The sequence below is a fragment of the Filimonas lacunae genome, from assembly GCF_002355595.1.
GTDB classification, from domain to species: domain Bacteria; phylum Bacteroidota; class Bacteroidia; order Chitinophagales; family Chitinophagaceae; genus Filimonas; species Filimonas lacunae.
Map to the genome: position 1 here is coordinate 6,338,980 of NZ_AP017422.1, position 25,770 is coordinate 6,364,749.

Annotated in this window: 14 protein-coding genes; all 14 read right to left on the reverse strand. The window is 45.5% G+C overall.

Going from position 1 to position 25,770, the window contains the following annotated elements; translation table 11 throughout:
• Nucleotides 1-156: 156 nt before the first annotated feature.
• Nucleotides 157-444: a hypothetical protein gene (locus tag FLA_RS24870; protein ID WP_144263951.1), complete on the reverse strand. Its 288-nt coding sequence runs from the start codon at nt 442-444 to the stop codon at nt 157-159.
• A gap of 12 nt (nt 445-456) precedes the next feature.
• A complete protein-coding gene (locus FLA_RS24875) occupies nt 457-957 on the reverse strand; it encodes a hypothetical protein (RefSeq protein WP_144263952.1) in 501 nt (166 codons plus the stop codon).
• 30 nt (nt 958-987) lie between these two features.
• Entirely contained in the window at nt 988-1,302 is a 315-nt protein-coding gene (locus FLA_RS24880) for a hypothetical protein (RefSeq protein WP_076375429.1), read from the reverse strand.
• Nucleotides 1,303-1,592: 290 nt separating this feature from the next.
• Nucleotides 1,593-3,584 (reverse strand): OmpA family protein, encoded by a 1,992-nt coding sequence (locus tag FLA_RS24885; protein ID WP_231940325.1) that lies wholly within the window; start codon nt 3,582-3,584, stop codon nt 1,593-1,595.
• 32 nt (nt 3,585-3,616) lie between these two features.
• Nucleotides 3,617-4,627: a PorP/SprF family type IX secretion system membrane protein gene (locus tag FLA_RS24890; RefSeq protein ID WP_076377302.1), complete on the reverse strand. Its 1,011-nt coding sequence runs from the start codon at nt 4,625-4,627 to the stop codon at nt 3,617-3,619.
• Nucleotides 4,628-4,683: 56 nt separating this feature from the next.
• A complete protein-coding gene (locus FLA_RS24895) occupies nt 4,684-7,494 on the reverse strand; it encodes a T9SS type B sorting domain-containing protein (RefSeq protein ID WP_076375431.1) in 2,811 nt (936 codons plus the stop codon).
• Nucleotides 7,495-7,519: 25 nt separating this feature from the next.
• On the reverse strand, nt 7,520-11,602 hold the full coding sequence (locus tag FLA_RS24900; RefSeq protein WP_159445054.1) for a PKD domain-containing protein: 4,083 nt from the start codon (nt 11,600-11,602) through the stop codon (nt 7,520-7,522).
• A gap of 66 nt (nt 11,603-11,668) precedes the next feature.
• Nucleotides 11,669-19,132, reverse strand: a complete 7,464-nt coding sequence (locus FLA_RS24905; protein ID WP_076375435.1) for a T9SS type B sorting domain-containing protein — start codon at nt 19,130-19,132, stop codon at nt 11,669-11,671.
• 295 nt (nt 19,133-19,427) lie between these two features.
• Nucleotides 19,428-21,104, reverse strand: a complete 1,677-nt coding sequence (locus FLA_RS24910) for a hypothetical protein (protein ID WP_076375437.1) — start codon at nt 21,102-21,104, stop codon at nt 19,428-19,430.
• Nucleotides 21,105-21,134: 30 nt separating this feature from the next.
• The gene (locus FLA_RS24915) at nt 21,135-21,866 is read right to left on the reverse strand and encodes a hypothetical protein (RefSeq protein ID WP_084206004.1); all 732 of its coding nucleotides are present in this window, start codon (nt 21,864-21,866) and stop codon (nt 21,135-21,137) included.
• Nucleotides 21,867-21,903: 37 nt separating this feature from the next.
• Nucleotides 21,904-23,394, reverse strand: a complete 1,491-nt coding sequence (locus FLA_RS24920) for a capsule assembly Wzi family protein (protein WP_076375439.1) — start codon at nt 23,392-23,394, stop codon at nt 21,904-21,906.
• On the reverse strand, nt 23,378-24,790 hold the full coding sequence (locus tag FLA_RS24925; RefSeq protein ID WP_076375441.1) for an exopolysaccharide biosynthesis polyprenyl glycosylphosphotransferase: 1,413 nt from the start codon (nt 24,788-24,790) through the stop codon (nt 23,378-23,380). The genes FLA_RS24920 and FLA_RS24925 overlap by 17 nt, the downstream gene beginning before the upstream one ends.
• Before the next feature lie 28 nt (nt 24,791-24,818).
• Nucleotides 24,819-25,301, reverse strand: coding sequence for a glycosyltransferase (locus tag FLA_RS24930; protein ID WP_076375443.1), 483 nt, complete (start codon nt 25,299-25,301; stop codon nt 24,819-24,821).
• Nucleotides 25,298-25,744 carry a glycosyltransferase family protein gene (locus tag FLA_RS24935; protein ID WP_076375445.1) on the reverse strand — a complete coding sequence of 149 codons (447 nt, stop codon included), beginning with the start codon at nt 25,742-25,744 and terminating at the stop codon, nt 25,298-25,300. Before FLA_RS24935 ends, FLA_RS24930 begins: the two co-directional genes overlap by 4 nt.
• Nucleotides 25,745-25,770: the final 26 nt, after the last annotated feature.

Genomic DNA, 25,770 nt, shown 5'->3' on the forward strand with positions numbered 1-25,770 from the left:
GCAAACCCTTACCAGGTAAGGAAATATTTTTCACATATTTATGATTGTGATACTTTCCGGAAGCGGAGCAAGCTTCCTAAGCATATGAGTAACAGCTCATTACTGTGTATAAAAAACAAGCCCTGTGTGTAGGGGCTATGTAGGCGCCAGCCAATGTTACATCTTATCCAGGAACTGGCCCCACCTATCCAGCCACAACAGCAGCTCTCTTTTGGCTGTATGCTTTTTGTTATAGAACTCCTTCTCCAGGTAGTCGAAACCAGGCGCTTCTGTTTTAATAAGCCGGCACCACCGGGATATATTCAGCAACGCCTGCCGGAAGGTGCCCTTTATAAAGCCGGTGCCCAGCATCACATGAAATAGCATGGTAAGCACCGCGGCACTTACCGCAAAGTGCCAGCGTTCGCTTTTACTCTCCGCCAGCCGGGCATTGCATTCCAGCACACGCAACTGTAATCAGGCATTCACCACATCTTTTACCGGCAGCGCTGCCGGCACCAAACCAGGCTGCGCAAACAAACCCAGGTAAGCTGTTTGACGTTGCATGCTTACCAGCAGGGATAATTTCTCTTCATCCAACTCTTTACCGTTCAGCTCCTTTTCCAGCAACCGGATATAATAGTCAACAAAAGGCCTGCTATTAAAATTACGCGCCACCAGCAACCAGGCCACTTCTTCCGTGTCCATCTGGCCTGAGCGCGCCAGCCCTTCTATAGCATCCATCAGGTCCAGTACATATAACATTTCACTTTTACCCGGCCTTTTCCTGCTATCATTATACAGCAGGTTCATCACCGGCTCTTTCAGCAACAACACCAATTGCTGGCATATATTGGCATCCATCAGGCACAACCTTATTTCATTCCAACGCTTGCGCAACACCGGCTTTATCTCGCCCAGCTGCACATGCGTCATAATATAATCCACCTCACATTCTTTACTCCAATATCGCTCCACATCATCACTCACCTCTTTTAACCATTGTGTTCATTGCTCGTAAAATACCACACAAGCCTTATTGTTTTTCATAAACCGCCGGTAGCTATTCAACCGGTCAATCATGTCATGCAGCCCTTTCCGATGCCGGTTTACTACTATAGCAAACTCTGCCGCCGGTAGCCGCTGCTCGTGCATACGCAGCCGGGTAGTGAAATAACCCGCAGCTTCCTGTATAAACAAGCGCAGCTCTTCCCTCCTTTGCTGATGGATATTGCCGGGATGCAATACCGTGAAAACGATAAAGTGCAGTTGTGTGATTACACATTTGGAGGGTTGAAACTCCAGGGCAGCAGATATTTTCATAAGCAAACCGATGCTATTACAGGGTTAGATATATGGCTTACAGGACATCGGCTTACTATTTTCTAAGTTAAATACTTTATTACATAAATAGGGTAGGCTTATGAACAATTGATATAGATTTAATTATTCATTATACTTAAAGTAGTTCACTCCCATAAAAAAAGCTACCCGTATGGGGCAGCTTTGGAGGTAACAAACCTTATAACCAGCAACACCTGCTAAACAGTTTATAACTATAAACCGTCGCAGGTCCCTGGATGCAGGATTGTTTTAAAAAAGGTTCCTACGCATTATTTACTCAATATTTTAAATTCAATTCTACGGTTTTGCTGACGGCCTTCCGGATTATCTGAGCCATCTGCTTTTGTATTCTCCGCCACAGGCATGGTGTCGCCATAGCCTACTGCTTTTAAGCGTGCAGCTGCCACTCCTTTGCTTTCCAGGTAAGCCACTACATTATCCGCACGCTCCTGCGACAATTTTTGGTTATAGGCCTTGGTGCCTACGTTATCGGTATGGCCACTGATTTCGATGGTAACAGCGGGATTATCCAGTAAGGTTTTAGCCAGTTCGTCCAGCGTTGGTTTGGACGAATCGAGAATAGCCGCGCTATTCAGCTCAAAATACATATAGTGCATCACCTCTACCTCGCCTACTTCCGGTAACGGCTCGTGTTGCAGGCATAAAGCCGGATTGTTTAGACTCAATGCTTCTTCATCAGCCGGAGCAGCTACAGACAGCTGGCCTGGTTTATATTGAGCGGCATTAGCAGTTACTTTCAATGGAACAAATGCAGGGATGGTAAAGCTATAACGACCTTGTGCATCTGCCGCCTGGCTATATACCATTTTACCACTCACGGTATCCAGCACAACTACTCTAGCGCCTGCCAGCGGACTGCCGTTGCTGCAATCTACTACCTGGCCAGCTACTTGTTTAGCAGGCTGTTGTTTTTGCAAAGCCAGCACTTCCAGGCAACAGGCGCTGGAACGATCACTGCTTACAAACACATCGGATAACAGGTTTTTATTATGGCTTTTACTTACAAAATACATATCGTCTTTTACCGAGTTAACAGGGTAGCCCATGTTCTTAGGCTCGCTCCATTGGCCTGGTGTTCCTTTGCTGCTGTATAAATCGTAACCGCCCATGCCTACGCGTCCGTTACTGGTAAACACCAAGGTTGCAGAAGGGGCATGATAATACGGAGCCTGTTCATCTGCCGCGGTGTTAATAACACTTCCCGCGTTTTGAGCAGCGCCTGCATGGCCGCTACCATCCAGCGGCACATACCACAAATCGTAACCGCCTGCACCACCGGTTCTATCGCTGGCAAACCATAACCAGGCACCGTCGGCACTTACAAAAGGTTGTTGATTGTTAGCGCCGGGTGCATTTACAGAAGGCTCCAGCAGTTCGGGCGCACTCCAGCCGGTAGCGCTGCGTTCGCTGCGGTAAATACCTGCTGTTTTTTTACCTGCTTTCACTGTCCAGCGGGTGATAAACATGCGATTACCATCGGCACTTACGCTTACCACACCCTGATGCCCCCCCTCAACCTGGGGCAAATTGGTTTTGGTAACCGCGCCGGCTGGCAAGGCTGTTTCATAAATACGGTTGATATGGACAGTATTTTTGGCAGCCGCATTATCGGCACGGGTAGAAGTGAATAACACGGTATTATTATCCAGCCATACAGGGGCATAGGTAGCCCCTTCGCTATTGATAGCTGCTTTAGACACCGTATACAGCTTTACATCGGCTTTTTGCAATTGCTCCTGTATAAAACGAAGACTTTGCAGCTCTTGCTTAGCCGTGCGTGCGTAGGCATCGTCTGCAGTATACTCCTGTAAAAAGGATTGCAGTGTGGTTTCTGCTTCTTTATATTGTTCCAGCTTTTTTAATACGGATGCATAATAAAAGCGGGCCAGTGGAAAAGCCTGTTTATCGGTTTCTACCACTTCTTTATAGTAGGGTGCAGCCTTCGCATAATGGGTCAGCTGCCGGTAGCTTTCGGCCAGCTTATACACCGCCTGCAAATGTCCGGCGCTTTTGGCATTACTGGTTTTACGGGCCAAAGCTTCGGCATTGTAAGGATCGTAATGGCCGCTTTCCTTGCTATTGCCGGCAGTGAGGTATTTTTCGTAATAGTTGCTGGCTGAAGAGTAATCGCCATTGGTATAATAATTATCAGCAGCTTTCAGATAGTTATCTCCAAACTGTGCATACAGCGTATATCCGCTTAATAAAAACGCAACGCTAACATATATTTTCTTCATCATGTTCTGGCAGATTTGAATGTGGGGGTAAGCAATTAAAGACGTGGACAAATAAATTCAACCTCTTCTGTTTTTACTTTACGGCGTATAACAGTAGACAACGATACCTCAAAGCTGCTGGAGCCCCTGGCTATTTTACCCAGGTCGGAGGTATTGATATCGTAGCTGGCGCCCAACACCCAATCTCTGTAATTAAAGCCCACAAAAGGCGACAGTGCATCTCCTAAACGATAGTTAGCGCCTACCATTACATCGGTGGTTTCAATAGCCCTGCATTGCATATAGGCCCCGATCATTTTTTCCTGCGCGCCTGCCTGCCGCATATACAATACGTTAGGGGTAAGGCTTAACCGCTCATTGAGCATAATACGCATACCTGCGTGAAAAGTATACCGCATGGCCAGTTTGGCGTTTTCGCCATCTGCCATAAACTTATCGGCAGGACGCGTGAGATGTGAAACCGAAAAGCCGGCAAACAGGTTCATTTTTTTACCAGGCGTTCCGTCAAAATACAGCACACCCGCACCGGCATCAAAGCTGGCCGAAGAAGTACGTGAAAACGTTTCGCCTGCCATGCCCGGATCAAAATCGCCGGTAACAGGATTATACTGGCTACCAAAGCTGGCCTTGGTAGGATCAAATTTCTTTTGAATTAACCCCGCCTGCAGTCCCAGGTTCAGGTGATGATAGCCTTCTTTCCCAAACCGAACACCCGAATAGGCAAAGCTTCCATAAGCAGTGGTGTAGCTATAGCCGCCATCACCCGCTTTTTGCTGTAAGGCGCTTACACCAAAAGCAGCATGTTTGGCTGTATTGAAATCGGCCGATATACCGGGGGTTTTATAAGGGGCCGATACATTACCCCACTGGCTGCGGTAAATGCCCGACACACGAACATCGCCGTCAAAAACACCTGTAAGAGCAGGATTTAACCACGAAGGATAAATGTAGTATTGCGTGTAATGCGGGTCCTGTGCCTGCAAAGCATTCATAGACCCAACGCAGGTGAGCAGCGCCAACGAGGTTTTTGTTAGTATGCGTTTCATGTTCATGCTGTATTAGTTAGTTTTTGGTGATCAATATTTAAATATATAAATGGTGGCTAGCGCAGTATACACACCGATCCCTGCAACTGGCTATACCCGTTTTTTAATTGAATAATATAATAATACACACCGGCCATCAGCGGCTTACCGCCCATAGTGCCATCCCAGGCTGTGCTGTAACCACTGGAATGATACACAGCCTGCCCATAGCGGTTATACACATCTACCGTAGCTCCGGCATAATAGGCCAGGTTGGGAATATCCCACACATCGTTAATGCCATCGCCATTAGGCGAAAAAGCCCCGGGCACATTAACGGCTTTTAACATAGTAATACGTACCGAATCGGAAGCCGCACAACCATGCGCATCGGTAACAGTAAGCGTATACAACTGATCGCCCTTTACCTGCAGGAAAGGTGTTAATAAACGTGCATCAGACAGCCCGGCTGCCGGCGTCCACCTGAATTGCATAGCGGCAGAATCGGCCGCGGTAGCATTCATCCGAATCCAGGCGCCTTCCGGTACTATTTGTGAGGTACCTGCATCCATTACAGGAAAGGGATACACCATAAGCTCCTGCATATCTGAAACCGCACTACAAGCCTGCGCATTGGTAACCGTTAACTGAATAGTGTATTTACCAGCGTAAGTAAATTGCTTTACCGGGGCTGGCACCTGCTCAGTAGCGCCATCTGAGAAAGTCCAGTCCCATTGCACTATATCCTGTTGCACGGAAGTAATGGTAAAATCTACCTCTGTTTCCGGACAGGGAGTAGCTGCCTGTATGGCAAATACCGGCTTCGCCGGCTTTCCTGTTAACACTATTTCCTGTAGGGTATCTGCACGGCATCCCGCATCTGACACCGCAGTGAGTTGTACCTGGTAAGTGCCCGACTGCAATTGCTGTTGTAGCTGGCGGCCTGTTGCCTGTATATTTTCCTGCCCCGCTATGTTCCAGTTCCAGCGGGCGACTACGGTGCTATCTGTAAACAAAGAGTCTGCTGTAAAAGACACCTCCTGTAACTGCTCACAGTTGACATAAGCAATGGTAAAACCGGCCTTCAACGCGTTTCTTACTTCTACGGCATAAGCGATCTGCTCGGTATTATTACAGGTTTCTACACTCGGATGCGTAGCCAAAACGGGAATGGATAGCATGCCTGCTGTAGTGAATGTATAGGTTTGCGGCAACACGTATTTGTAGTAGGTAACACCATTCAACACCATAGTACCGGAAGCTACCGGCGCGTTATCTGTAACATCCTGTGCCGGCGTTACCATCCCCGCCAGCTGCCTCAGCAGCCATTGTATTTTCTGTGGCTGATAACGCAGGTACACGCCTAATTGCACCGGCGTTTGCACGCAGGTATAGGCATCTGCCGCTTGCACACTGCTGCTGTTTTTAATAACAGGCATGCCGCTTACATTGCGGATGTTGGTGCCGGCATTGAATCCATACGAATCGTAATTACCCAATCCATAAGTGATAGCCGTAAAAGCAGCATCACTTTCTACTGTATATTGCCCGTTAACTGCCCGCCATTTTCTTACCACCACGGTATAGCCCGCCAAACGTGGATGTGCATAAGTGGTGGTGTAAGCACGCAATGCTCCGTTAATTTTTAACGATGCCAGGCCACTGTCCGGGATAATCAGCGTGAGATAATCTGTTTCTACACTACCCTTATTGCTGCTCAGGAAACTGATGTTCTTCACCGCCTGATCTATAGGACTGAGATAGATCATTTCCGGATCACCTTTTCCCACATAATCGCAGGTGCCTTGTGAAGGAATATATTGCGCCACCATCACCGGTGCATCTGCTTCTATATAATCCGCTTCGCTACTTTGATACTCATAATAAGAACCGTTTAAGCCATATAGCCGCATACCATTTTTCTTTACAATGGTGGCCGGGTCTTTTACAATGATCCTGAACACATTGGCATTTTTTACAGCAGCATTATCATCCACACTGGTAGGAGCCGTGAGGTATCTTGTGCCCCAGGCATAATGCGGAAACACCTGCTGTATCATATTATCACCCGAAGCCGAACCAGCACTCAGGCAGGCGATTTCGGTGTTACTGCTACCCGAAAACACAGCCACCGGAAAACAATGGCCTTCCTTATTAGCAACCGAAGTAACAACGGTGCCCGTTAAATCATTACCTTCTTTGACTGTGGTAGCCGCACCCAATAACTGAAAAACTTCTCCCTTTTGCAAATCCACATCATAGCTCATGCCCTGTTCTTTGCCATTGCGTGTGGCAGCCGCAGGCACTATGCGTATGCGGGTTTTATCTTCTTTGGCTATTACGTATACCCATGAATAACAATCGTTTCCCGAGCCGGAGCTATACACCTGCCTGGCACCCGATGTTACATAGCTATACCCCCACGTGGCTACCGGCAGCAACATGGCCGTGGCAGTACCCGAGCTACTGTATATGCTGGCATAGGCCACCACAGGCTCGGTACTTTCAATATGTATGCCCTTGCTGGTGAACACGCCTTCCGAACCTGTTCCCCCATAACTTACGGGCCTGCTATATAAACGGCAGTCAAACATATATTCCGGTAATCCTTTAGGTATTATTTTACTGGTTACCACACTATGTGCAGGCACATCATATTCTTCTTTATACGTAGTGCCATACACCGTAACCGTTACGTGCGCCGGCTTTTCATCGGCACTGAAATACAATTCCATGTTCTGTGAATTGTTACCCCCCGTTTCCATCTGCTGATGATGACCATACCCTACCCAAAACTCTTTTCCCTTATTGGAAAGGTCTTGTGCAGCTGCCGTAAACACACCGGCAGCCCAGGTTAACCATATTGCTGTTACAGCAACTTTTATCACTTTTCTTTTACACCCCTTTTATACTTTACCGGATAATGGTTACCGAGCCGCTTAACGGACCGTCGCCATTATGTAAACGAATAACATAATAATACACACCTGCTTGTACCGGCGCTCCATTGCTGAAGCCATCCCACGGCTTTATTAAACCGCTGGCTTCAAACACTTTTTGTCCGTACCTGCTGAATATTTGTAAAGAAGCATGTGGATACAGATCGAGATTTTTCACGATCCAGGTATCGTTGATGCCGTCCCCGTTAGGGGTGAATATATTGGGTATTACCAGCGGACGTTGTACCAGTATTTTCACCTGGTCGCTGGCCGTACAGTTATTATCACCTGTAGCAGTTAAGGTAAGCACCACATCATCTGTCAGGTATACCGATGGCCTTAGTATAGTAGCATTGCTTACCATAGCTGCCGGCGTCCAGGCAAATTGTAGCCCATTGGAATTAGCAGTAGCCTGCAGCTGCACCGTGGTTTGTTCCTGTGCCGCTATATCGGGCCCGGCATCAATAACCGGTTGCAGAAACACCTGTACCTGTTTTTGCAACGGGTCGCTTACACAGCCTTCTTTACTGGTGGCATTGAGCGTAATAGTAAACAATCCTGTTTTTGTGTATTTTTTAGCCGGTATACGAACAGAGTCTTTACCCCCATCGCCAAAGTCCCAGGCATACGCTTGAATAGTGCTGCCAGCAACTGTAGTAGCATTGGTCCATTGTACGGTTTCGCTCTGGCAAATATTTACAGGATTGATGGTAAAACTGGCTACCGGTTTATTATAAAAAGAGGCCACTGTTTTTTGGATACTGTCTTTACAAATACCTGCCGAAGTAGCAACCAGCTTTACCGTATAGCTACCCGCAGCAGCATACACGTGCCTGCCGGTAACATCTGTGGCGGTAGCACCATCGCCAAAATACCAGGCGTAGTTTACAGCAGCGCCTGCTGCTACGCTGGTGGTATTGGCAAACACCGCTTCGCCCCCTGGCAAACACACAGCAGCTGGCAATGTAAATCCGGGCGTTGGCTTAGCCCCTACTTCAACGATATGTGTTACCGAATCGGTGCAACCACTGGCTGCTACCACTACCAGCTTTATAGTATAGCTGCCAGGGATATTATAAGTCCAATCGAACGGATCATTAGTAGTGTATTGCGCAGTAGAACCTTCTCCAAAACTCCATTTCCAGGTTCTGATTCTGCCGGCCGAAACGGTGGAAGCATCTGTAATAGATGCCTGATCTCCCTTACATATCTGGGGGGTAACATCAAATATTGCCTGGGGGGAAGGCTTTACCACTATATCGGAATAAGCTGAATCTGTACAACCTGCTGTGGTAGTATAGATAAACCATGCACGGATAGTGCCTTGTGTGAGTGGCGTAAGCATACCGGGAGCACTGATATCAATACCTTTATAGTAGCCTGTTCCGGCAACATTATTGGTAACCGTGCCTGTGGCAATAGAAACCGGGGTAGGCCCCTGGCAAACATTTACCGAAGAAGCATCGTAGGCCACTACCGGGTACAGGTACAATTGCAAGGCCACCACTGTATCGCTCACACATCCCTGCTGGCTGGTTACTTTCAGCTCTACATTATACGAACCACCCGATGCATATTTATGCGAAGGGCTTTGTAATAAAGACGTATTGGGGTTGGCCGCTGTAGCCAGCGTATCGTCAAAACTCCAGTAATAAGCAGAAGCGCCCTGCCCATCGGCAACCGTAGAAGCTGCCGTGAAATATACCATGCCATCACCGGGCACACAACCCGATGGCGTGGTAAACGTTACCGCAGGTTTGGCATATATAATCACCTGGCCTGTAGCAGTATCGCTTTCACAGGTAGCACTGTATTTTACTACGTGTTTTACCGTAATTGTATCGTACCCACCGGTTACTTTATCTACCCTATAACCATTGGCAGTAAGCAAGGTGTCTTTGCCATCTATTTGCCAGTACCAGCTTTTAGCGCCGGCATCCTGCACATTTTCCGTAAAGCGCACCAGAGCACCTTCGCAGTTGGTGCCGTCTACCGCCGAGAAGGCAGGTGTAGGCGGCCTGGTAGATAAGCGAAAGCCTTTTACCGTATCTACACTACAGCCATTACTATCCACCCCTATCATACGGGCCTGGTAATCGCCTGCGTTAAACAACTGCTGCACCTGCTGGCCGGTAGCATTGATATTTACGGCATTACCGGTAAACTTCCAGATCCAGTTTTGTACCCTGCCCCCGTTATTGAAAAGCGTATCACCAGTAAACGTGATCAGTTCTGACGCCTTACAGTTATCATACACGATGCTAAAGGCGGCCTGTACAGCAGGCTTCACCACTATTTCGTACTGTATCTTTTCTGTGTTATCACAATTAGGCACGGTAGCCTGTGTGCTGTATAAAGGAACAATATAAGTGCCGGCAACCGTAAACGTATAAGCCCCCGGCAACTCGTACCGGTAATAGGTTACCCCTTTTACCACCACCTCTTCTTTTACCACGGGCGCTGTTATTACCACGTCGGTAGCAGGCGTTACCTTGCCTGCCAGCTGGCTCATTTTCCAGGTAAGCTTATCAGGCTTGTAACGCATCAGCACCGATAAGTGCACCGGCGTGTTGGCACAGGTAAATACACTGGCAGTGTCGCCTGTGTTATATTCGTTTTTAATAAAGGCAATACCATTCAGGTTGTTGACATAGGTACCTGCATTATACGCATAGCTTTCGGCCTGTCCTATGCCATAGGTAACCGCTGTAAAAGCCGAATCGCTTTTTACAACAGATTGCGAAGGAGCGCGGGGCGGCGCAGTAGTACGCCATCGGTGCACCACTACCGAATAACCCGCCAGGTTGGGATGCGGGTAAGTATGCGTAAAATTCCGGGTCCCATCTATAGTTAAGGTTTCCAGCCCCTTGGTGGGAATGGTAAGGGCCAGAAAGTTCCAATCGATATACACTTTGTCATTACGGTAAAAACCTGCACGGGTAATACCTTGTTCAATGGGGCTGATATAAGTCATTTCCGGATCGCCGGAACCCTGGTAACCGCAACATCCTTGCGAGGGCATCATCTGCAACACCTGCACCGGCTGGTTGGCTTCTACATAATCGGCCGTGCTGCTCCAGAAATCGTAATACCCCTGGGTGGTGATACCCGTAAGGGTTACACCATTTCTTTTTACCACCGTGTTCCTGTCTTTTACCATTATCCGGAACAGGTTAGGGTTATGTTGTTTGGGAGCCGTGTCAATGCTGGTAGGCACGGTTAAATATCTTTTACCCCAGGCATGCTCGGGAAATGCCTGCTGCATCAGGTTTTCTTCGGTAGGCCAGTTGCCCGGAAAAGAACCACATTGTAAATGGCAACCACTGCTGCCCAGAAAAACACCGGCAGGCACACACGTGCCCGAACTGTTAGCAAGGGATAATACAGTAGTACCGTTGAGATCGAATATGTGCAGCGAATCGGCAAAGCCGCCCATTAACTGGTATATATCTCCTTTTTGTAAAGTAACATCTATGGGCACATTGGCCGGTGAGCCGTTGCGCAGTTTAACAGAAGGGGTGATCCTTACTTTGGTATCGTTTTGAGAAGCCACAATGTACATCCACGAAAAACGGTCGTTCGTAAATTTCCAGGCCGTTTGTGTGGCCGTAAGCGCCGTGTAGGAATAGCCCCAGGCTTCTACCGGTAGCAACATGGTAGCTGCCGAAGAACTACCTTCATAAATATGTGCATAGGCAACAATGGGCACATCACTGGTAATGTGTATGCCTTTTTTAGTAAAAATACCTTGTGAATTAGTGCCACCATAGGTAACATCTTTAGAATACAAACGGGTATCTACATCGGAAGAAGGATTACCTGTTAACCCACGGGGCATTAAATCACTGGCAATAACGCCCCCCGCAGGTATGGAATATACTTTTTTGTAAGCTGTACCCTCTACAGTTACTGTTACGGTAGCGTTTTCCTCTGCACTAAAATACAATATCATTTCCGGCACCGTTAATGGAATAGCAGGTTCCATATCCACATGATGGCCGAAGCCGGCCCAAAACTCCTTTCCTTTATTGGAAATGCTTTGGGCGGCTGCGTTCATCGTACCAAGTAGGGTGCAAACCGTAATAATATGTTTTATCCATCTCACCATCATAAATCACGCTCCTTATCTAACCAGGTTAATAGTTCCTTTTTTCTCTACCACTTCACCGGTAGTTAATTCCATCCGGCTTACATACATATACACACCGGATGGTTGTGGCTTACCATTGTAAGCGCCATTCCATCCTATACTCACATCGCTGGTTTCAAACACCTTTTCACCCCACTGGTTAAATACCATAAACCTGAGGGTTTTGATGTTTTGTGAATACACTTTCAGCACATCGTTTTTACCATCTCCGTTAGGTGTAAAGCTGTTAGGGATAAACACTTTATCGGACAGTGTGGTAGCAGTAGCCGTGTTGGATTCTTTTATTTCGCAGCCACCCAGCGCACGCACTATCAGTGTTACTGTTTGCAATGGTTTCAACCCTGAAATAGTATGTGTTAAACCTGTTGCTCCGGACGAAGGGGTAATCCAGCTGAGACCATTATCAGTAGACACCTCATATCCTGTAGCATTCGTTACAGCCTGCCATGCAAAGCGTACTGTATACACCCCAACCGAATCAGCTTCCACCACTGTGGCGGCAACTGCAGGGATGATGTAAGCTACCACACGCTTCATGGTATCGGAGTTACAGCCATTAAGCGTAGTGCCTATATAGTAGTATTGTTTAACCGTAACATTGGTAGCTGTATAATCGGTTCCCGTGCTGATAGCAGCGCCACCGGCATTGGTGTTATACCAGTTATACGTTACATTGGTTACCGGGTCTTTAATTTGGAAAGTGGCATTACTTCCAGGACAGGTGCCCACGCTATCACTGATGACATCAGCCATTGGCGCCGCGTTCACCATTATCTTTTTGGTAGTATCGGCAGCACAACCATCGGCGGTAACTACCTGCAACACTACATTGTAAGTGCCACCCTTGGTATACATTTTAGTTACCTGTTGTGTATAAGCGGTAGTAGTATCGCCCAGCTTCCATGTCCAGCTGTAGGCCGTAGCATTTTCTGCTGAGGTTACCGAACCGTTGTACTGTGCATTGGTATTCACACAACCAGAGTAAGTGATAGCAAAGTCGGCTACCGGAGAAGCCACTACCTTCACATGTACTGCCCCATCTACTGTGCGCTCACATGAGCCTGTAGCTTCTACATAAGCAGCAGTAACAGGAATGCTATATGTACCTACACTGCTAAACTCTACATTCTGATTCAGCTGGTATACATAGTAATCTTTAAAGTCCATCTCTACTGTATCTATCGCTACCGGATTTTTCACTGTAATATCCGTAGCTGGTGTAACCCCACTTACGCTGCTTAACTTCCACACAAGAGCGCTGGCCGCTACCGGCAATGCAATAACCGGTTTAAAGCCTGTGCCTACGCAGGCATATGCATTAGCTGTGTCGGAGGTGTTATATTGATTAACAATAGCATCGTTCTTCAATTTCACCCTCGGCACCTGGTAGCCTACATTATAACTATAAGCGCTGGTAGGAGAACCTGGCATATAGGCCGTTCCGGTAAACAACGTATCGCAGGTAATTTGACTGATGGTATCTTTTGAAGCCCATCTTTTGGTTACAACAGAATAAGCTGCATTAGCCGGATGCGTAATTACATTGTCAAACGTGTTGCTGCCATCAATTTTTAGCGAGGTTAATCCTTCGTTAGGCAATACTACCGTAATGTAGTTATAAGCAGGCAGTGGGCCCGTCCAGCCATAACGGCCTGTGCCATACTTGCGGAACAAGGTAGACTTGTTTACACCATTGCCTAATGGAGTGAGGTATAACAAGGATTCTCTTGAGCCTGACTCCATAGAAATATCATTCATACAATCCAGCAACCAGGTTTGTATCTGCGCCACCATTACCGGCTTATCGGCATCAATAGCTTCCGCTTCATTGCTAAGAAACTGGTAATAATTGTTGTTCTGCAAACCAGTCAACACCGTACCATTTCTTTTTACCACCGTAGCAGGATCTTTTACCTGTATGCGGTAAATATGATACATGGTTTCGCCTATCACCAACGATGTGTTCATTGGTGCATACAGGAAATGTTTGCCCCAGGCAGTTGCCGGCATATTCTGCTGATACAGCGGCAATTCACTACCGGTTTCGTAATCTGCACAACGCACACTGGAACTGGAGCTGCCCGAGAACACCGCTATAGGGAAACAATCGCCTTTGCTGTTAGGTACCGACACCACCCTGGTACCAGTTAAATCGTAACATTCATAACTGTACTGATCGGCATGATAGGTTTTAAACGCCCCCTGCACCTGGTAAATTTCACCTCTGTTTAAGGTAACCTGGAATGGTACACCCGCTACACGTCCGCCAGCAGTAGCAGCAGATGGCGTAATCTGCACCACGGTATTATCATTATCGGCCACTACTTCCACAAAAGAGGTAGCAATGCCTGAATTGTAACTGGAAATCTGGTTATATCCTAAAGCAGTGTATTCTTTGCTGTAGGTACCCGTTGGTAAAATATTAGAACTTACCTGTGCAGGTATATCTACATTCACGGTAATAGGATCAGCACTTTCTACCAATATAGCCCTGTTGGATAAACCTTCGGTTAATATCCTGGCATCCCACTCGCCCGACTTCGGTATTTCGCTGGTAAGCGTTACACCACCGGCAGGGATAGTATAGGTTTTACTATAAGAGGTACCGTTGATGGTAACGGTAGCTGTAGTAGCCTTTTGTGCGCCCAGGTACAGCTTCAGCACCTGACCGTTGCCATACCAGAAACTTTGGGTGTTGGGATAAGGTATCCAGAAACGGGTACCCGCAGTAGTGCTGTCTGGCGTAGTAATCACTACAGGTTTTTCCGGAGCTTTGCCATCCGTTAAGCCGGTAAATTTATCCAGGAAATCCTGGTTTACATCCGACAAAATATTCAGTAAGGAATCTATTTTACTGTTAGCGTTCACTACCCATTTACCGGTAGCATCCGTTTTACCCACTTTCGCCACGCTTTCGGGTGTTACATTACGCAACCAGGGATCTATATAATATTGCTGTACATTATACTGGTAAGTACCCGCACCGGTAACATCTGCATCTACATAATAATACATAGACTTTTCAGTAGCCGCCAAGCCATCAGGCAACACACCGGAGTAACGTTTCATAGTAACCGCAGTAGGCACAGAGGCACCCCAGGTAATTTTCATTACCGTATCGGACCCCATGTTAAAGACTTGGGTGGTGCCGGCAGCAGGTGTAGCCGGGGTAGCCGTTAATGCAGGTGGCGCTACGGTTGGTAAAAACTCATACGCACCTAAATCGGGCACACCATCCAGCAAGGTTGTAGAACGGGCATTACCGTTAATATCCACATTGTTGCCGGCAATTTGTACACCACGCCCCTGCATAGCCCACGATTTTTCGTTGGTTACATCGGGCTGAACATCTTTATTGCTTACAATACCTGGCTCGTATACAATAGAATGCATATCTACTGCATAATCGGCAATCCACGCTGCCAGGTTTGCATAGTTTTTATCGGTAGAAGAAGGGCTTTGCTTAATCAGTACCGCACCTGTACTATATATCAGGTTGTAATCGCTCTTAATCTGGTAAGGATTGTACAGGTAGTGCAGGGCTGGGCCACCGCCAATGTTCGCAAACACGTTGTTCTTCATGTTTACATTACCCCCTTCCGAACCATACTGATGATCGACATAACAGGCCACATTATACACTCCGGTTTTGGTAGAGGAGTTAATAAACGTGTTGTTGTAATAATTAATATTGAGTGAGCTTAATGTTTGTAACGCAACAGTATTGCTTCCGTTAGACGAACCAGAAACAGTAGATGCAACAGATACAGTGTTGTTCATAACATCCATATTGCTGTTATGGTCGCTGGTTAAACCATAAATGCGCATGGTTTGCCCTTCTACCGCCACCACTTTATTGTTCAATACCTTACCTCTTTCGGCAGCGGTATTGTTGTTATAGGTGAGCGCAATACCATATACATATCCTTTGTTATTGCTGATAGTGATGTTGTTGCCGGTAACCACCAACGCAGTATCGCTGTTAGTAACAAATATACCTGCGGTACCAGAGCCATAGTTGGTATTTACGTTGGCAGAGTTAATAGTGATAGTGTTATTGAACACGCGTAACCTGGATGTATTGGCCACATACACCGCCTGATCGTATGTGCCGGTAAAAGTGTTGCTTTCAATAATATTATTGCTGCTGTAAGTAACGGTGGCATACGTGGAATTATCAGTAGTAGTAGCGCCATTGACAAACACACCTTTAGCACCGTTTTTAATGGTGTTGCCTTTGATAACCAGGTTACCCCCCACAAAACCGGTAGCAGCATAAATGCCGGAACAGGTTTCTGCTTTAGTTAAAGCAACCGGTGCATTAATTACGCAGTTGAGAATGCTGTCGTTGCCTGCTGTATTTACAATATCAAACACTACGCCGTAAGTATAATCCGTGCTGGCAACTGTTAACGCTTTAAAGTTGATAAAGCGTGCGCTGTCCAGCCTTACTACATAGTTTTCTGCTACTTTGGTAGAAGTATATTGCAGGGTAGCTGTAGCCGGATTGTTATCTACTGATTTAAAAGTAACCGTGTTGGTAGCAGAAGCGCCTGGTATTTCGGCTATGCGTATCTGCTCGGCATAGGTGCCTGCTTTTACATCAAACACAATCGGACCTGCAATGCCACAACTGATAGCAGCCACCGCTTCTTTAAACGAAGCAAAGTTTTTGCTGCCAGCCGGATCGGTAGGCTGTGTTTTATCGATAGTGTACGTACCGGCAGGGAAAGAAGCGCCAATAGTAATTTGCGCTACTGTTGAACGCACCGGCGTACCGCCGTTACAACTTACCGCACAACGGTAATATAAAGTTTGTGTGCCGGTTACAAAAGTATAAGCCGGGTATTCCAGGTCGCCACTAACGGCAGTCCACTGGTTGGTGCCATTGGGTGAGCTTTCCCAGGTAAAGGTTAACCCTGCACCTAAATCATAATTTTTCAGGTTTAAAGTAACCTGTTTGTTAGAGCAGGAAGTATTACCCGAAGTGGCGTAGGCAGTACCTGCCGAAAAACCGGTGGTACAACCAGGCAGGTTATATTCATAAGAACCGATATCTGGCTTGGTAGTGCTTCTGGTGGCACCCAACACATCTGTAGTAATAGATACAGGCGTGCCTTTATCCATCAGCAATACACTGGTTGGCTGAAAATTACCGCCAGCTATATCTGTAAATCCGGGTTCGCCGTCTGTAGAATGTGCATCCTGTGCCGAAGCAATTTTCCAGTCGGCCAGTGTTTTCACCTCTGCATTATTGATATAGCCTGTGAAACAAGTGGGATGTGAAGCCACATGCAGGTTGTTATAATCGGTAGTAAATACAATGGTTTCGGGGGTAGCAAAATACATCGCGTATTTTTTACCCGCACCCGTTCTGGTAATGCTTACAATATTGTTTTTGTAAACGAGATCGCCCGACTGCCCTTCCTGGTAAAAACCATAGGTAGGCAAAGTAGCAGTGCTGGCAACATCATCAAACGAAATAGTGTTATAGAAATAGAATGCTGCATCAGAATACGAGCTGTAAATACCAAACAGCTTGCCACGGCTTACAATATCGTAGATAAGGTTGTTGGAAACAATGTTTTCATTTCCCACCTCGCCATCTACACTGTGAAAGCGAATACCAATAAAGTCGCCTGTGTTATCAGGTTGTGCGGCAAAGAAAGTATGGAAACGGTTTTTATTCACCTTTACAAACGAGCTGATATAGAAACCATAGATACCATACGTTTGTGTGGTACTAGCCGTTCGGTCGGGCCTGCTGAAATCGTTCCCTTCTATAGTAAGGAAATAATTGTAAGAGAAATAGATACCATATTGATAAAAGTTTTTAAAGGTATTGTTGGAGATAGTGTTATGCTGTATGGCGGAAGACTCTGCACTGAATAGCCCCACCCCATAAGTACCACCAATAATGGTGTTATGATCGAACGTATTATAATCGCAATAGCTGGGGTCGTAAGAGTTAACCGCGTCATCTGCTGAGTTAACCACGATACCTGCATAGTTTTCAGAAGTGGTAGTAGTACTCATAGAAATGGTACAATTTTTAACCACGTTGTAATCTGCGTCATTCAACAGGTGAAAGCCGAAGCCATATTGGCTGGAGGTAGTGCCCGTTGCTGTTACCTTCAGATTATCGAATATAAAATAATCTGCACCGTTTAACTTAATTACCGCACGCTCGTTGGTGTTGGTAGAGGTATAAGCAATGGTGGCTCCATTACCATTAAAGGTAATAGTGTTGGTGGCGCTGGCGCCTACCACCTCGTACAACTTCAGTTGTTCGGTATAGGTTGTGCCGGTGTTTACTACATTGAATACAATGGGCCCATTGATGCCGCATTTAATATAATTATACGCATCGTTAAACGACTTGAACACACCCGCCACCGGATCGGAAGCCGTAACACTGTTATTAATAGTGAACGTGCCGTTTACTTGGGCCGGACTGGTAATTTGTATGCCAGGGGTGTATTTTACTGCGCCGCCATTGCCACAGGTAATTTTTAACCGGTAATAAGTAGAAGCGTTTTGCCCCGTAGTATAGGTAAACGAAGTAGCCCCACTGATATCAGTGAAGTTGGCGGTATTATTATCAGGCGATTTCTGCCACTGGTAGGTCATTCCTTTAGCCAGTGTTCCACTCCACGACAGGTTTACTGTTCCGGTTCCGCAAACAGAAGTAGCAGAAGACACTACAGTGCCTTCGCCAAAGCTGCCATCACACACAGCAGTAGGATACCAGTTAAAAATAATATTAGGACGCAACATTTGGCTATACCCCGATTCGGTAGTGGCGTTGGTGCCACAGGCCGAACCTGCCGCCAGGTCGTTGGCAGCATAGTTATGCGAACAGTTGAATGACATCATACTCCAGGTTACGGAGTTGTTAACAGAGTTGGTAACGGAAGTGGCCGCATCAGCGGAACCATTACACATTTCTATAATAATGTTATCTGTACCATTCCAGATAAAAGGAACAGGCAGCGTGAACGTATTTACACCATCAGTAGCAAAGTAATCCTGCGCACTGGTGCTCACCGCATTGCTGATGGTTTCCCAGGAAGTATTGCTGAGGGCAGTGACACTGGTACCACCGATTTTAAATACCAGGTTTTCAATAACATCTGCTCCATTGGTAGCAGATACAGTGAACTTAATGGCTTGTATTTCACCAGGTAGCATGCCAGCAGCCTGTAATTCGGATGCCAGGTACAGGTATTGTGCCCTGGACGACTCTCTATAGTCTTGCAAAGGACAGGGCGATTGTAAAGCAAACCCTATAAAGTTGGGCTGGGCATAGTTGCTACCATTAGTGGTATTGCCAATGGAATAATCAACCTGCGACCAGGCAGTTGAAAAACTTCCGGATAGCACTACCAAAAGCAGGAATGCAGTTTTAAAAAAAATCAGAGTGGATTTTTTCCTCATTATAGTTAGTATTTGGGTGGTAAAACCCGGAGCCTGACAGCCCGGGTTTGCTTCGGGTAAAGGTAGTTTTCGCCTTTTTGCTATCTGTAAGCATAAAACACAAAAACAATTGAGTAGAACTACTCAATTTCACCTCCCTGAATGTAGCCGTATGCCAGCACAGGTGAGCGCAATAAAAAAGGCCCGGCAAACGCCGGGCCCTTCCCCATATTCCAAGTTATCAGAAGCAGCAACCATAAGGTTGCCGTAAATACTACATCATTATTACATTGGCCGCTTTATGCAACCGCCTGCTTTATTTACAATATTTGTTATTTTTTACTGCATAGGTAAACATCATCACAGCCTTCGTGTTTCCGTCAGAATAGCTTAAAGAATAATCTGCATTGTTTTCAGCAGAAGTTAAAGACTGGCCTATTCTGCTAATAGTTACCTGCTTACCATCTGTAGGCGACGAAAACGAACTATTGAAGTCGTATTGCTTATTGTTCACCAAACTGGTAGTTACCAGGTTTCCATCTGCATTTACCACTCCTAATGGTTTATAATCACCTACCCCTGCTTCGCGATACATAATAATAGTGCCACCCGGCGCTTTGGTTCCTACAGCCGGAGAATTACCATTGGCGCATTTACCAGCAATGCTAATGGTGAGCTGAGGTTGTGTAGGTGTTACCACCGGAATATCCAGACCTAAAACACCTGTAAGTGCCGAACAAAGATCCAGCGTTACACTACCAATTTGCGCCCCCAGGCTGTTATAGGCTGTAATAGTAATATTTCCTTTAGGTAATCCTGTTAATACCAGCTGTGTATGTGAACTATCAAATACCGAAACTGTGCTGGTAACTGTTTTTTGCAACAGCGCAGAATACACCTTAAAGGAATAAGGATCGGTGCTTACACCCGGCATATTAGAAGACTGTAAATTAACTGTGAAAGAAGTAGCAGGACATAACAGGTTATCGCTGGCAGCCATGTCAATTAAAAAGGTGGTCAAATGCGATATACCAAAATTGGCAGTAAGGCTATTAGCAGTACCGCCCACTGTTCCTGAGCTTTCATACGTCCAGGTGTTAGTGCTTACTTCATAACTGTATACTTTAAATACATCACCTAATTTCAATGCCTGACCAGTTACCGGGTTTTGTGTATTTTCATTTAGCCCAAACTCGATATTTACCGGTTTGCTGAATTTCTTTACATCTGTACCTCCGGCAGTCATTTCAATAGAAGCCATGGCTGCAGGTGAAAATAAAATTCTGGTAGGTACACCGTTAATCATAACCCCATCCTGCACAAGACTTCCTCCCGGAATAAACTGTAAGGCTTCCGGCTTTTCTACATCAAAGTTAGCCACAGAAGCACTTACACTGGCAGCATTGATAGGATTACCATTGGCATCCTGTATCTGTGTGCCTGCGTCTATTTTTAAAGTAGCGGTTTGTTCAGCTGTTGCAGAAAGTGAAGTGCCTACTTCTACCGGAGCGGTACTCACTCCATTGCTTAGTGCAATAGTTTGTGTAGTTACAGCAACACCTGCAGCCGGCTTGGTAAGGTTTAACATAGGGTAGGTTTTCAATGGCTTATTGTAATCGCCATAAACAAAGTTTACCGTAATGTTTTCATCTCTGAAACCTGGCGCCTGTACCAGCAGATTTACCGTAAAAGTAGATCCTGATGCAGGACTGGCTTCCGGATGTAAACCTACTGTTATCATACCATTGATCACATTTATTTTCTTAAAGCCAGACAAGTCATATATCTCTCCGGCATTATTACCTACAGCAGTTACTGTTAAACCAGCAGGCACACTATTGCCATTGGCCGGATCGGAAAATTTATACGAAGCGGTATATTCAAATACCGTAGAGTTAAAATAATAGGTAAAGCCATCCGTAGGCTTTTTACAACGCAGGAATAATCCTACAGCTAAAATCAAAGAAAGAGCAAGGAGTAATTTTGTTTTCATATAATGCGATTAGGTAGATGAAAAATTGGTTTAGAAAGCATAGCCCAGGCTTAACTGCAACACAGGTAACCAGCGGTAATTTTTAGTGTTTCTGCGAAACTGCGCTTCATTTGAACTGTTTTCTGACAACAGTTTTTCGCCTGTCATGTGCGCTTCAGGAGCTGGTAAATAATAGCTACCTAATTCCAAAGAAATGCTTACCGGAAACTTACGGGTAGCTTTGAAATCGTAGCCTGCACTGGCAAAAGCAGCAACACCATTCCAATCCAGTGTTCCTGTGGAAGAGCCTATCTGCTCCGGCGTTAAGGTTACATCATTCCACTTGTAGTTGGCATCAGGCGTGATTTTAGCTTCTCCCTTTGCATGAAAGAAGTAACCAATACCCGGACTTAACCGAAAACCAGCCTTTTTAAAAGGATAAAAATCGGCCACCAGGTGTGCATTCACAAAGTCTTTTGATTTTACTTTCACGTTCGTGTTAATATCGCCCAGTGCTGTTCCTTTAACAGTAGTAGAAAAAGGAAGATAACTGCCGCCCAGCCTGATAGCCAGAAAAGAATTGACTTTGCGGGAAACATCCAGTCCTAATCCCTGGGTGCCGATAATAACTGCTACCTTATTGGCTCCACGAATAGCAGCACGATGTAAGGTGTCGGGCACAGCTACAGCTACTGAATCACTGGTAACTGCATTCACCTGTGCAAAAATCATAGCATTAGCCGATAACAGGCATGCTATCAGGAACATACATTTTTTGATCATAGTTTTTTAGTTGATATATGAAGTGGTTGGATATACGTTATTTAAAAACCTTTCGCAGCGTAAGTGCCACTGCTACATTGTAATACAACAGACTGCCTGTATCCAGTGCCCCTGCCAGATCGAGCATAAAACCTTTCCCGATGGCTTTATCAAAACTGCCATATAAAGACACCTGGTTTTTCTCATGAAAATATAATGAAGGCGGTGGTGGATACCGATAGGGCCCTGTTGAATGCCCTTCGGGACTGGAACCATATGTGCCCCAGTTTTTAGAGAGCGCTATTTTTCCAGTAAAGCCTATATCCTTGTAATTACCCTGGATACCTGCATACAAAGCCAACACCCGGTTGTTAACAAAATAATCTCTTTCGTCTCCTGCTGAAAGTGATGCACGCCCATCGCTTCTCAATGTGATAAAGGGATTACCTATCGCTGCTCCTTTATAAGACCAGCCCTGTGTGTAGACATAGTTGTTATAATAGTTTTCATCTCCCGATTTCACATACCGGGCCTTGAGCCCTCCTGCCTGGTTTTTCGTGTACAGCAATTCGAACACCATTTTATGTATATGAAGTGCACGGCGTGCTTCCTGCAGATTGATAATACGAATACCATTGAGCCCATCCATTATATTAGCCAGCCTGGCCAAAGCGCCTACATCGTATATGTTTTGCCGATATAGAAATACCGCATACCGATCGCCTTTATACTCCATGCCAACATCCACAGACCCCAACTGGTTACCTACTTTGGATTTGGCAAAGGAAGTATCCTGCACACTTCCATACGTTTTCCCTAGTACTGCATACAGAAATGTTTTGGCAGGGGATAAAGGAAATATCGAACCATATATGCGCTTTTCATCCCCCCACATCACTTCATGGTTAGCACCGATATAAAACTGCAAGCGGGCATCCGGCTTTCCTATCCGTGCATAAAACGAACCTGCATGAAAATACGTTTGCGCATCATTCACATTGGGCTGGCGGTCAATATTCTGGACAGGCACTCGCCCTATCCATCCGTACGACAAGCTTGCTTTTACCGCAATCCATTGATTCAACACAGGAAGAGGAGTATAATCAGACAATCCAATTTTCACCTGTGGAATTCCAAGTGCATTACCGGAAACACTGAACGATCCGGATGACAAAGAAGAATCAGCTAAACCCACCATATCTTTCATACGGCCAGCTGCTATCTCCCAGTTACGCCATTTTAGTTTAGCAAACGCTTCAATAACTGTAACTGCTTTTACACTTCCCTGCACTTCCATCCCTGCCGACCAATTAAACTCTTTATCTAACTGATAGGGTTTATATACTCCCACAGTCATATCCACCACTCCATCAGGGCTTGGCTTATTACCATATACAGCTGAACGCATCCAGAATGGCACCTGCTTTTTGTAAGCACCAAACGCACGGGTGCTCACATAGCCTTGCAATGAATCCAGCTGAGCAGTAGCCTGTGCCGTACATAGCAGGCACAACACCATCAACAGGAATGATTTAAAAAACTGAATCATCACCTTTTAATATATTAACAACCGTGTACAACACTATTTTAAAATCAAGCAACAACTTCCAGTTCTCCATATACCAGATATCGTGCGTCACTCTTTTCTCCATCAACAAAGTATCTTTTGTTTCTCCTCTATAGCCACGCACCTGTGCCCAACCCGTGATGCCTGGTTTTAAAAACTGCCTTACCATATACTCGCTGATAATAGCGCTGTATTTTTCCGTATGCTTAAGCATATGCGGCCTGGGGCCTACAATGCTCATATCTCCTTTTAACACATTAAAAAACTGGGGAAACTCATCTAAACTTGTTCTTCTTAAAAAGCTACCCACACGTGTTACCCTGGCATCTCCCCGGGTAGCCTGCATGTCGTCGCTGTATTTATTCAAAAACATGCTGCGAAACTTAAAGCACATAAAGGGACGATTATTACGCCCCGAACGTAGCTGTGTAAAAAACACCGGACCTTTCGATTCCAGTTTAATAAGCAACGCCACCAGTGGCAACAACCACGACAGCACCAGCACTATTACCAGCAGACTAAACACCACATCAAACATTCTTTTTACTATCCGGTTACGGTATCTGTCTAAAGGTTCTGCCCTCAGACTTTCTACCTGAAAATGATCCATATAATGCAGGCGCACATTCTCCTTACGACCTGGCCTTACCCCTTTCAATGCATGCTTGTCTACAAACTTTACCCGCACACAATTTTTTTCGGCGGTTTCCAGCAAAGAAGTCAGTTCGTCGCTATGTCTGTAGGGCGAAGCAAAATAAATTTCACGTATATCGTTTTTCCGGGCAAACTCAATACAGTTTTCAATAGGGTTAATGATCCTGCCATCTTTACCCACCGAAAGCTTGCCTGGTTCTTCCAGGTCAAACATTTTTTCTACGCTGTACAACCTGTTCTGCTCTTTAAAATAATCGGCCAGCTGCACGGCATTATTACTATGGCCTACAATAGCGATACGCTGGGTGAGCCTTGTTTTCTTTATTACAAAGTCTAATACATACGCATTAAATATGCGCACAAGGGTTAATAATACTGCCAGTGTAACAAAGTAGGCAAACAATACCTGAACAGCTTCATCCATTCCATACGAATGCACTACATACGCCGCCACAATAGCAGAAAAAAGTAAAAAGGTTTTCAGGGTGTTTTTATAAATCAACTTTACCACTGCGTTGGTATGGTAGGCATATAAATCGCAAAACACGGCAGCCGCCACCCAGGCCACATTGTACATTAAATAATCATTATTGTCTGCAACAAACGAAAGCTCTATTCCGCTAATGGAAAATACCAGGTGAAAGCAAAGTAAACAGACATTAATAATGACAAAATCACAAATAATGAAGGTTAGTCTAAACAGCTGAATTGATCGATTTCCCATATTATTCGTTTTTAAAGATGTAAACACATCACGATGAAATAAACGCATTTAACTCAGACAGCAGTTGTTCCGATGCAACTGCTCCTATCGTATGCAATGGTTTTAAATTCTGGTGTAAAACATAATCTACTTTTTCGGCTAGCAACGCCTCGTCATACACAACGTGTATATACTTTAGTTCCTCCATATATTTAGCAGTAGCCATCTGGTGATTGCTACGATGCTCTTTGTATTGTAACTGACGGGGCAGCACTATAATAGGCTTTCCCTTCTCCAGCGCAGAAATAATAGTACCCATGCCCGCATGCGCAATAATTAAAGAAGCTTTATTGAAATACTGATTAAATCCTACGGGATCTAAAAAAGGATAGCAGGTCATATGCTTTACCACATGTCTGGTATGTGCCACCTGGGCCACTACTTCGTGCTCTTTTATCACACCCGCCATATCATCTACCGCCTTTATCAACCTGTCAAAAGGCTCCTGTGTACCTATTGTCACGAATATCATGCTAATACATTTCCATTGTAATAAATAAGGTTCTCTGCTGCCAGGTGCGGCCATTGCGTATACACCCTGTCAGCAAAACGCCTGGCTATTTTGCCACTCATAGAAAGCTTTTCTACATTGGCAATACTATCTACCCAAACCGTTTTGCATCCCCAGAAACGACCGGCTATAATGCCCATTAAACCAGGAGCAGCACCGGTAGTTACAATAGCGTCAGGCCTTAGTTTTGTAACGATGTAAAAAACTTCCACAAACGACTTTATCAACTTCCACTTGTTCCATCTGTTGGCATCTCTGATGAGAAAAAAAGGACGCTCACCAATGGTGTCCCGCAGCTTGCCATTCGTAGACATAAAAGAAATATCATACTGTTCAAAAGCAGGAAGCAGGCGTTGCAATTGAACCCAATGCCCTCCTGCAGAAGCAATTACAAGCAATTTCATAACGTATGTATTATAATTAAGAAGAA